Here is a 9,298-nt window from a genome sequence, read left to right as displayed (position 1 = left end):
CGTGTCGGTGATGAAGGTGGTGGCCACCATCGAAACGCCCACCAGCCACCACGGCGCCGACCGGCCCGAGGTGAAGAACTCGGCGGTACTGGTACCCGCCCGCTTCGCGAGGACGACGGCGGGGAGGAACGAGACGACGATAGAGACGAAGACGACGAGCCAATCGAGGGAGGTGAGGCGCATGGTCGCGCCAAGATACCAGCGGAAGCAGCCGACGCCTAGGTCACCGGCGACCGATCTCCAGGGAGACGACGAGGTGGCGCGGCAGCCCGGGCTCGAACGCGACGGCCTCGCCGTTCACGAATGCGGGATTCAGGAAGGCCGACGCGGTGTAACGTCGGTCGGTCACGTTGTTGACCGTAACGAAGCCGCGCAGCCCGACGCCTCTCCCGATACCTATCGGTTCGGCGACGCCGACGGTCAGATTCACGATCCCGTAGCCGGGCACCGTCACCGCGTTCGCGTCATCGGCGAAGAAACGGGACATGCCCTGGATCGCGAGGCGCGCCGTGAACGGCCCCGCCGTCTCCGGCGACCAGGCGAGGCTCGCGCTGTAAACGAAGTCGGGCACGCCGACGACCCGGTTGCCCGAGAAGTCGGCGAAGAACCCCGGCCGGCCGTAGTGCACCGAGTCCACCACGTATGCCTCGTAGGTGTTGCGGGAATACGTGAGCGCGCTCCGAAGCTGCCAGCCGCCGGCCGCGTGGACCGACAGCCCCAGCTCAACTCCGCTCCGCCTGGCGCGGCCCGCGGTGAGGTAGAACCGGCCGCCCTGGTATGGAACGATCTCGTTCATTACGTCGGTCCGGTAGACCGCGATATCGTAGGCGAGCGCGCTGAGGAGTCCGTCCTCGCCGAGCGGCATGACGTGCTTCGTGCCCAGCTCGAACGTCGTCGAGCGAATCGGCTTCAGAAGTGGACTCAACGCGCTGATCGTGTCCTGCCCGAAGGTGCCGGGCGGGTCCACCTCGTTGCCCGCCGGCGCCTCCACGCCCCCGCCGGCGCTCGCGTAAAGCGCGTGCGCCGCGCCAAGCCGGTAGGTGACCCCGAGCTTGGGCGTGACGCGGCTGAACGTCCTGCCGGCGTCGAGTGCCGGGGTGATGAAGTCGTTGTAGTCGTACGCGATGGCGTCGTAGCGCGCGCCGAGCGTGACTGAGACTCGGCCGCCCAGCCCCAGCTCCTGCTGCGCGAAGATCCCGAAGTTGTTGGCGCCCTCGCGCTTGTTGCCGCGCAGGGTGTCGCCTCGGGTTGCCTCGGGGGTCAGCGAGTAGAAGAGGATGGCGCCGTCCTGGTAGGCCTCGTCCACCCCTGCCATCAGCGTGCTCGTGACCGTGGCGCTCAGCCGCGCGGCGTGCCGCACCACGAGGTTTCCACCCAGGTGATAGCGGGTGAAGTCCCGAAACGTGCCGCGCTCCGAGCGCTGGAGGAACTTGGGGCCCGCGAAGAGCATCCCGCTCACGGTGCCGCGCTCTCCGACGCGATGCTCCAGCGACACGGCCAGCCGCGCGAGGCGGTTGTGACGCCGCTCGTCGCGCTGGACGTAGACGGCGCTCGCCTGGGCCGGCGCACTGTCGGCCTGGCCGCGCGTGAGCGGGCCCGGGATCCTGAACCGGTTGTCGCTCGCGACGGCGTAGACGCCGAGCCGGGTCCGCGCGTCCGGCGAGGTCACGATGGAGATGTTGAGCACCGAGCGCGTGCTGCCGGAGTGCTCGCGCCACCCGTCCAAAGCGGTGTTGGCGAACGCGAGCGCGACCTGTCCCGAGCCGAAGGGAGTTCCCGCGCGCAAGGCGCTCCGCCTGAGCCCGAAGCCGCCCACCGTCGTACCGAGCGTCGCGTAGGCACGCCGGACGTCCGGGACGGTCGAGAGACTCACCACGCCGCCCGCCGCGTTCCCCCACAGCGCCGACGCGTTCGAGCGCACCACCTCGACGGACTGGACCGCGGCGAGGTCGATGTTGTCGAACGAGGTCCTGCCGTCCGGCTCCGTCTCAGGAACTCCGTCGAGGAGCACGCGGACTCCGCGCGCGGTGCCGGCGTTGGATCGGTCCCCCGCCCCACGCGCGCCGAAGCCGCGGATCGCGAGACGGATGTCGCTCCCGCCGTACCGGGACTGGGCAACCACGCCGGGCACCAGGTCCAGCGCGTCGTCCAGACCGAGACCCTTGGAGCCGAAAAGGTCGGCCGCGCCGACCCGCGTGACAGCCAACGGCACCTCCATCAGCGACCGCTGCTCCCTCGTCACGCTGACCGTGATCGGCGCCAGCACGTAGCGCGCGCTGTCCGCGCGTGACGTGTCGGGCCTCTGCGCGGCCGCCGCCGTGGCGACCAGCAACGCGGCGCCGCTAAGCGAGAACTTGACCGATGATCGCAATGGCTCGCTCGATATCCTGCGTGCTCACATCAAGGTGCGTCACGGCCCTCAGCCGCCTGGGCCCGAACGGCACCACCTTCACGCCCCGTTCGGCCAGTCGGGGGATCACCGTTTCCGCACTATCCTGCTCCCGCACGAGATCCAGCATGACGATGTTCGTTTCGGGCTCGAGCGGCCTGACCGCGGGATGGCCGCGTAGCCCTGCCGCGAGCTTCTTCGCGTTGGCGTGGTCTTCCGAGATGCGCTCCAGGTTGTGGTCGAGCGCGTAGAGCGCCGCCGCGGCCAGGATGCCCGACTGGCGCATCCCCCCGCCCAGGCGCTTCCGGATCTCCCATACATCCCTTCGTGCCTCCTTGGGGAACGCGAGGCACGAGCCCACTGGACAGCCGAGCGCCTTGGAGAAGGCGACCATGACCGTGCGCGCGGGCTTGGCGCACCGCGCCGGCGGCACGCCGAGGGCCGTGGCCGCATTCCAGAGCCGCGCGCCATCGAGGTGCAGCGGGAGCCCGACCTCGTCCGCCAGCGCGCCGATCGCGTCCGCGACGGCGACCGGCATCACCTTCCCGCCCGCCGCATTGTGGGTGTTCTCGATCGCGATCGCGGAGGGACGCGGGACGTGCGGGGAGCCGGGGCGGAGCGCGCCGCGCACCAGGTCCGCAGTCAGCAGGCCGTCCGGTGTCGCGACCGGCCGGATCTGGACGCCCGAAAGCGCCGCCACCCCGGCGATCTCGTAATGCACCAGGTGCGCGTTGGCCTCGACCAGCAGCTCCGTCCCGGGCCGCGTGCTGAGCCAGATGCCGGTCTGATTGGCCTGGGTGCCGGACGGGAAGAACAGGGCGTCGCCCTTCCCCAGCAGCTCGGCCACCCGCTCCTCGAGCCGGCGGGTGGTCGGGTCGCCATCCAGCACATCGTCGCCGACCTCCGCCTCGGCCATGGCCTTCCGCATGGCGGCGGAGGGGCGCGTGACGGTATCACTCCGAAGGTCAATCACCGGTGCCATCTGGCGGTCTGCCTCCGCGGCGGGTTACCTTTTTTCGCCGTAACTCAGTGCTACATCTACGACCAGAACGGGTTGCCTGTTGGCTTGGGCTCGATGAACGGGGTGCCACGATGACCACGCACGATCTCGCCGCCACCGCCAAGGCCCTGGTCTCCCCGGGCAGGGGCATCCTCGCGGCCGACGAAAGCCACGGAACGATCGACAAGCGGTTCAAGAGCATCAACCTAGCCAACACCGAGGAGAACCGCCGCGCCTACCGGCAGATGCTCTTCGCCTCGCCCGGGGTCGGCGAGTACATCAGCGGTGTCATTCTGTTCGACGAGACGCTCCGCCACAAGGCCGACGACGGCAAGCCCTTCGCCGAGTTGCTCGTGAAGCAAGGGAGCATCCCCGGCATCAAGGTGGACAAGGGCGCCAAGGCGCTGGCCGGTTTCCCGGGTGAGCAGATCACCGAGGGCCTCGACGGCTTGCGCGAGCGGCTGGCCGAATACTTCAAGCTGGGCGCGCGGTTCACCAAGTGGCGCGCGGTGATAACTATCGGCAGCGGCATCCCGACCAACTTCTGCATCGACGCCAACGCTCACGCGCTGGCTCGCTATGCCGCGCTGTCGCAGGAGCAGGGCCTGGTCCCGATCGTGGAGCCGGAAGTCCTGATGGACGGCGAGCACCCGATCGAGCGCTGCGAGGAGGTCACGGAGGCGACGCTGAAGCGCGTCTTCATGGCGCTGTTCGCGCACCGCGTGTCCCTGGAGGAGATGCTCCTCAAACCCAACATGGTGATCTCGGGGAAGAGCTGCCCGGTCCAGGCGGGTGTAGAGCAGGTGGCGGAGACCACCGTGCGCTGCCTGCGCCGCACGGTGCCGGCCAGCGTCCCCGGCGTCGTCTTCCTCTCCGGCGGTCAGAGCCCCGAAGTGGCGACCGCGCACCTGAACGCCATGAACGCGCTCGGCGGCCTGCCCTGGGAGCTGAGCTACTCTTACGGGCGCGCGCTCCAGGACGAGGCGCTCAAGGCCTGGGGCGGCCAGGCGACGGGCGTCGTGGCCGGACAGAAGGCCTTCCTCAAGCGTTCCCGGTGCGTGAGCGCGGCGCGCTACGGCAAGTACTCGAAGCAGATGGAGTTGTCGGCGGCCTAGGATTCTCGGGCCTCTTGGTCCAGCTGCTCAAGCGTGCGCCGAATTTCCTGCACTGCTCGCCAGCGCGGCCAGCCGACGGCTTCAAATGCTTGTTAGCCCGCGCTCGAAGTCAGATCAAGCGGCAGAGGTCGGGCCGCGTGATGGATCCGCAGAAGTTGAACGTCGCGCTCCCACAGTCGGTACACAACACGGTAAGAGCCCCAAACGAGCTCGCGAATGACTGGGTTGTTGAACTCCGGAACCGTGCGGCCTGACCGCGGATAGGACTCTAGCTGATCAATAGCGGTTAGTAGGCGTGCAACCAACGTCGTGGCGGCGGCAGGGGAGTCGCGGCTTACGTACTCGTGGATCGCGTCAAGGTCGTTGCTCGCTTGAGGCGTCCAGTGGATCCGACTCACAACCCGAAGCGCGCCTTTATCTGCTCGTGCGGGATCAGTTGCCCAGCGTCGGCTTCTGCGAGACCCCGCTCAACCTTTGAGATAAAAAGCAATCGCTCCAGGACGTCCTCGAACGTCGCGGAGTCCGGCAAGGACTGGACCGCGTTGAGGGCCTGCTGTTTCACCGTCGTGTCGGACATGCGATGCACCTTGTGAGCGATGCAGGAATCTATAGCGAGTGTGTCGGCTGGGCGAGCGCTGGCAAACGAACAGGGCTTGCTGCGGGCAGCGGCGGCCACGCAGTGCAGCCAATAGAGCTGCCTCTGAAAACAATCTCTTGACGGGGGATGTGTCTGGTGGAGTGGTCATGGCACCTGCCTTCCAAACAGTGTCCAAGCGCATAACGGACTGCGCTTCTGCCGCGAGCCGCCCCAGCGGCTCCGCGGCAGCAAGCGCGGGTTATGCCGCTGCCTTTGATCCCGACCGCGGCCGCACCGGCGACACCGCCGTGAGAATCGTCGCGGGATGTCGCTCCGCAACCTCGAGCAATCGCCGTGAGGGACCGTCCGGAATCCGGGCGCCCTGTTCCCACCCGCGGACGGTGGCGACACTGACATTGAGCGCGCGGGCAAATACTGGCTGGGACAAACCCAGGCGCTCGCGGAGGCGGCGGATCCGGGAGGAGCCATAGCGGGGGGGTGCGGACACGGTGGCTTCCCGAAGGGTGAGCCGGTGGCGACGGGCCGGGCGCAACCGACCCTGGTTGATGGCCACCGCTTGGCGCATGCTCTCGACCAGCAGTGCCCCGAGGCGGGCCTTGGGCTTGGTGCTCATCTTAGACCTCCCGTTCCAGTTGCCGCGCCATCGCGTGCACCGCGCGCTTCTCCGCCGGTGTAAGATCGACTCGCCGATTCTTGGCGTACGCCAGCAGGAAGTAGACCCGGCCCCGCACAGTCACGTAGAGATAGATGACTCGGGCACCGCCCCGTTTCCCGCGTCCAGGCAACGCGGCACGCAGCTTCCGCACGCCGCCGGTGCCTGCAACGACATCCCCCTGCTGTGGATCGCGGAGGAGGGTCGTTTCCAGTTGCCGCATGGCTTCGTCATCCAGCAACCCCTTCGCACTGGCCTCAAACAAGGGGGTGTAGATGAACTCCAAGCGGACGGAGACGGCCATGAGACAATGTAATACTGGGTAGTACTAATGCAAGAGGGAGACGACCCGATACGACCGGCAATCGCCGCTTTGCAGGTGCGCGGCAGTGAGCAGGTGACCAGGAGGAAGACAGCGGCGAGCTGCGCTCGCCGCGATGGGACTACTGCGACCCCGTGACAGGTAACTTCTTAATGGTGTTAGCGCGCGCTTCGGTCGCCACGATGCTCGCGCGCAGTGAACCACCTCCAACTGACAATAAACGGAGCGAGGACAAACGCCCCAAAGAGTATTAGAGACAGCACCTGAGCGCGCGCGTGGCCAGCTGGAGGGGGTGTTCGCGGATGAGCCGCCACGAGCGTTTGTAGTTGGCTGTATGCGGCCTGGATTCCAGGCTCCGCCTCTTGCGCGGTCGCGCTGTGAAGGCGTTCATACGCGACAATCTCCTTTTCGTTGTCCCGGAGGAACCTGTATAGAACCGGGAAGTATAGCCCAACATATTCTTGGAGCTTTGGGTTTCTCGCGACCATGCGGAACCAGTAATGATATGCATCCCAAAGAGCCCGCTTCTTGAGAAGTCGGTTCTTCTCCATGCCAGCGACAAGGAGAAGGAAGCGGATGAATTCGTCAAGGCGTGACATCCACGCCCTCTCAAGATCGGTGCGGTCATTCCATCTGCCTTCGAGCCCTTTGTCAATTGCCAGCTGGAGGCCACTCTTTTCGAACTCATGCGCTTCGAGGTCGACTGCGCGCGTAATGCTGGATAGGAACGATCCGGACCGCTCTGCCTGCCATGGAATTTGCAGCTCCTTAAAGCGGGTTTCAAGGTGCAGCAGAGTTTCACCCGAACGTTCGTCACGGCCCCAAAGGTACTTAACGGCAGCGCCGACGATAGCGATGGTGGAGAACGATTGAAAGACGATCGTTACGACTCTCGCCCAATCTTCTAGCTCCATTTCTCATCCCCTAGAACATTTGATGGGTGGCGAGCGCGTAGATGTGGCGGCCGCGAGCGCGGGCCCTCCATTAGAAATGCCCCACCCGCGATCTGCGGTCTAACGAACAGGGTTTAGCTGCGGGCCGGCGCCTTGGCCGTGCTGGCCCCGCGTTACAACGCTACAGTTCGAGAACCCCGCACGCCAGCGCGGCCAGCCGGCCCGTCAGCTACAACCCAAGCCTGTATCGCAACTCGCACCGGTGATGGCCTCTGAGAATTCCGACGCTCACATTTCGCTCAGGAGCCACGATCTCGACCCAGTCAGAGGTCGGAAGACCCCCTATTTGTGCACATCCGAGAGTTTTCACACAGGCTCAGCGCGAGTTAGCCGCCATCGCCCCGGAGCTGCCGGGTGATGTCCTGGGCGTTGGCCGCATTCCACAGGTCGCGGATGATGAGCACGCTTCCGTTCACATGACGCCGAAAGCGCGCTAGGCGCCGGACAGCCTTGTAGGGCAGGCGGATCGCACGAACCACTGAGTAGTCCTGGTCGAACAGAACGGCGATGAGGTAGTCGAAGCGCTTCTCTTCGAGCCCTCGCAGCGCGCTGAAGTGAGAAGGCCTACTGGTCGGGGTCTGCCGGCGCGCCTTGATTTCGACCTTCTTCCCCTGTCGGTCGGTGGCGTCGAATCCGGCCGTGGAGTTCGCGGCGAGTCGGAGCCGCAGCTTCCGAGCGACGAGCCATTCGGCGTACCCAGCGACGGGGCTGTTGGCGCTCCGAGACACCCCTATGCGCCGGAGTTCGTCGGCGACCTCGCGGTGGAGTCGGAGCAATGCCCCCGCGTCAAGCTAGGAGAGATCGCCCACATGGTCTCCGGCGATGTGCGGCTAACGAACAGGGTTAAGTAGCGGCGCGGCCGCCGACTGCTGGAGCACTCGCGACGACGGCGGGCCGCGCCGTCTGCTTCAACCCGTAGTTAGGGCGCTGGCGGGTACATTCGCAGCTGATAGGTAACACATCGTACACAGCTGATGGGTAACACTCTCTCTAAACTAGGCGCCTCACTGAGGAGGCGCCAATGCCGTGGAGGGAGACGTGCCCGATGGATGAACGACTGCGCTTTGTCCAGGATGTTCATCGGCCCGGCTGGTCGATCGCGGAGCTGTGCCGGCGCTACGAGGTCAGCCGGAGGACCGGCTACAAGTGGCTCGCCGCCTACGAGCGGGCCGGCCCGGCGGGGCTGGCGGATGGCTCGCATCGCCCCAGGGGATGCCCGCATGCCACCCCGCCAGCGGTCGTGGACCTGATTCTGCAGCTCCAGCACCGCTACACGTGGGGGGCGCGGAAGGTGCGCCGCCTGCTGCAGGACCGCGTGCCGGCCGACCAGGTGCCGACCAAGACCACCGTCCATCGGATTCTCGAGCGGCACGGGCGCGTGCGGCCACGGCGACGGAGCCGACGCCGCTTTCACGCCGGCCCGCCGGGGACGCCGATGGACCAGCCCAACGCGGTGTGGACCGCCGACTTCAAGGGCCAGTTCCGCACCGGCGATGGGATCTACTGCTACCCGCTGACCGTCCAGGATGGCGCGAGCCGCTTCCTGCTGGGCTGCCGCGGCCTGCTCGCGCCCACGATCGAGAGCAGCTGGCCGGTCTTCGTGCGGCTATTTCAGCGCTACGGTCTGCCCGAGCGGATCCGCAGTGACAACGGCCAGCCGTTCGCCTCCAACGCGCTCGGCCGGCTGTCGACGCTCTCGGTGTGGTGGGTCCGCCTTGGGATTGGCCCCGAACTGATCGAGCCTGCCCACCCGGAACAGAACGGGCGCCACGAACGGATGCACCGGACCCTCAAAGCCGCGACGGCCCGGCCGCCCCAGGGCAACTTGGCGGCCCAGCAGCACTGCTTCGACGCCTTCCGTCGGCGCTACAACACCGAGCGTCCGCACGAAGCCCTGCACGACGCTACGCCCGCCAGCTGCTACGCCGCCTCGCCGCGCCCCTACCGCGCGACGCTGCCGCCGCTCCTCTATCCCGGTCACTTCGAGCGGCGCCTCGTCAGCCGCAACGGCGGCATTCGCTGGTCCAACCGCTGGGTCAACGTGAGTCACCTGTTCGCGGAACTCGAGATCGGCCTGGAGGAAATCGACGACGGCCTCTGGAACGTTTACTTCGGACCCGTCTGGCTGGGCCGCTTCCACGAAGCCGTCGGGCGGATCGTCGATCAGCTCGGGCGCCCCGCTCGCCGCAGCGGCGACAACCACAAAGGAAGGACCAAAGTGTTACCAATCAGCTGAGTACAAAGTGTTACCTATCACTTGGACCGTTCA

At 66.7% G+C, this 9,298-nt stretch carries 9 protein-coding genes; 2 read left to right on the top strand and 7 right to left on the bottom strand.

The window, feature by feature from the left end; genetic code table 11:
- The 3 genes from Q8Q85_14725 to Q8Q85_14715 form a co-directional block, all read right to left on the bottom strand.
- A partial coding sequence (locus Q8Q85_14725; protein MDP3775511.1) for a hypothetical protein occupies positions 1 to 183 on the bottom strand: 183 nt, incomplete at its 3' end.
- Positions 184 to 223: 40 nt separating this feature from the next.
- Complete coding sequence (locus tag Q8Q85_14720) at positions 224 to 2,371, bottom strand: TonB-dependent receptor (protein MDP3775510.1); 2,148 nt, start codon at positions 2,369 to 2,371, stop codon at positions 224 to 226.
- Positions 2,343 to 3,371 (bottom strand): GntG family PLP-dependent aldolase, encoded by a 1,029-nt coding sequence (locus Q8Q85_14715; protein MDP3775509.1) that lies wholly within the window; start codon positions 3,369 to 3,371, stop codon positions 2,343 to 2,345. The genes Q8Q85_14720 and Q8Q85_14715 overlap by 29 nt, the downstream gene beginning before the upstream one ends.
- A gap of 110 nt (positions 3,372 to 3,481) precedes the next feature.
- Between Q8Q85_14715 and Q8Q85_14710 the strand changes: the two genes are divergently transcribed.
- A complete protein-coding gene (locus tag Q8Q85_14710; protein MDP3775508.1) occupies positions 3,482 to 4,504 on the top strand; it encodes a class I fructose-bisphosphate aldolase in 1,023 nt (340 codons plus the stop codon).
- Between the two features lie 394 nt (positions 4,505 to 4,898).
- On the opposite strand, the gene Q8Q85_14705 is transcribed toward Q8Q85_14710, so the two are convergent.
- From Q8Q85_14705 to Q8Q85_14690, 4 genes are all read right to left on the bottom strand, one after another.
- Positions 4,899 to 5,081: a hypothetical protein gene (locus Q8Q85_14705; GenBank protein MDP3775507.1), complete on the bottom strand. Its 183-nt coding sequence runs from the start codon at positions 5,079 to 5,081 to the stop codon at positions 4,899 to 4,901.
- 635 nt (positions 5,082 to 5,716) lie between these two features.
- A complete protein-coding gene (locus tag Q8Q85_14700; GenBank protein ID MDP3775506.1) occupies positions 5,717 to 6,058 on the bottom strand; it encodes a type II toxin-antitoxin system RelE/ParE family toxin in 342 nt (113 codons plus the stop codon).
- 176 nt (positions 6,059 to 6,234) lie between these two features.
- Positions 6,235 to 6,990 (bottom strand): hypothetical protein, encoded by a 756-nt coding sequence (locus tag Q8Q85_14695; GenBank protein ID MDP3775505.1) that lies wholly within the window; start codon positions 6,988 to 6,990, stop codon positions 6,235 to 6,237.
- Between the two features lie 365 nt (positions 6,991 to 7,355).
- The gene (locus Q8Q85_14690; GenBank protein ID MDP3775504.1) at positions 7,356 to 7,757 is read right to left on the bottom strand and encodes a hypothetical protein; all 402 of its coding nucleotides are present in this window, start codon (positions 7,755 to 7,757) and stop codon (positions 7,356 to 7,358) included.
- Positions 7,758 to 8,074: 317 nt separating this feature from the next.
- Between Q8Q85_14690 and Q8Q85_14685 the strand changes: the two genes are divergently transcribed.
- Positions 8,075 to 9,265: an IS481 family transposase gene (locus Q8Q85_14685; GenBank protein MDP3775503.1), complete on the top strand. Its 1,191-nt coding sequence runs from the start codon at positions 8,075 to 8,077 to the stop codon at positions 9,263 to 9,265.
- Positions 9,266 to 9,298 lie beyond the last annotated feature (33 nt).

The sequence above is a fragment of the Gemmatimonadales bacterium genome (assembly GCA_030697825.1).
Classification (GTDB): domain Bacteria; phylum Gemmatimonadota; class Gemmatimonadetes; order Gemmatimonadales; family JACORV01; genus JACORV01.
This window is presented reverse-complemented; position numbering and strand designations above follow the sequence as displayed.

Coding starts and splice junctions, on each gene's coding strand:
- Q8Q85_14715 (MDP3775509.1), bottom strand. CDS start 3,371: ATGGCACCGGTGATTGACCTTCGGAGTGATACCGTCACGCGCCCCTCC.
- Q8Q85_14710 (MDP3775508.1), top strand. CDS start 3,482: ATGACCACGCACGATCTCGCCGCCACCGCCAAGGCCCTGGTCTCCCCG.
- Q8Q85_14705 (MDP3775507.1), bottom strand. CDS start 5,081: ATGTCCGACACGACGGTGAAACAGCAGGCCCTCAACGCGGTCCAGTCC.
- Q8Q85_14700 (MDP3775506.1), bottom strand. CDS start 6,058: ATGGCCGTCTCCGTCCGCTTGGAGTTCATCTACACCCCCTTGTTTGAG.
- Q8Q85_14695 (MDP3775505.1), bottom strand. CDS start 6,990: ATGGAGCTAGAAGATTGGGCGAGAGTCGTAACGATCGTCTTTCAATCG.
- Q8Q85_14685 (MDP3775503.1), top strand. CDS start 8,075: ATGGATGAACGACTGCGCTTTGTCCAGGATGTTCATCGGCCCGGCTGG.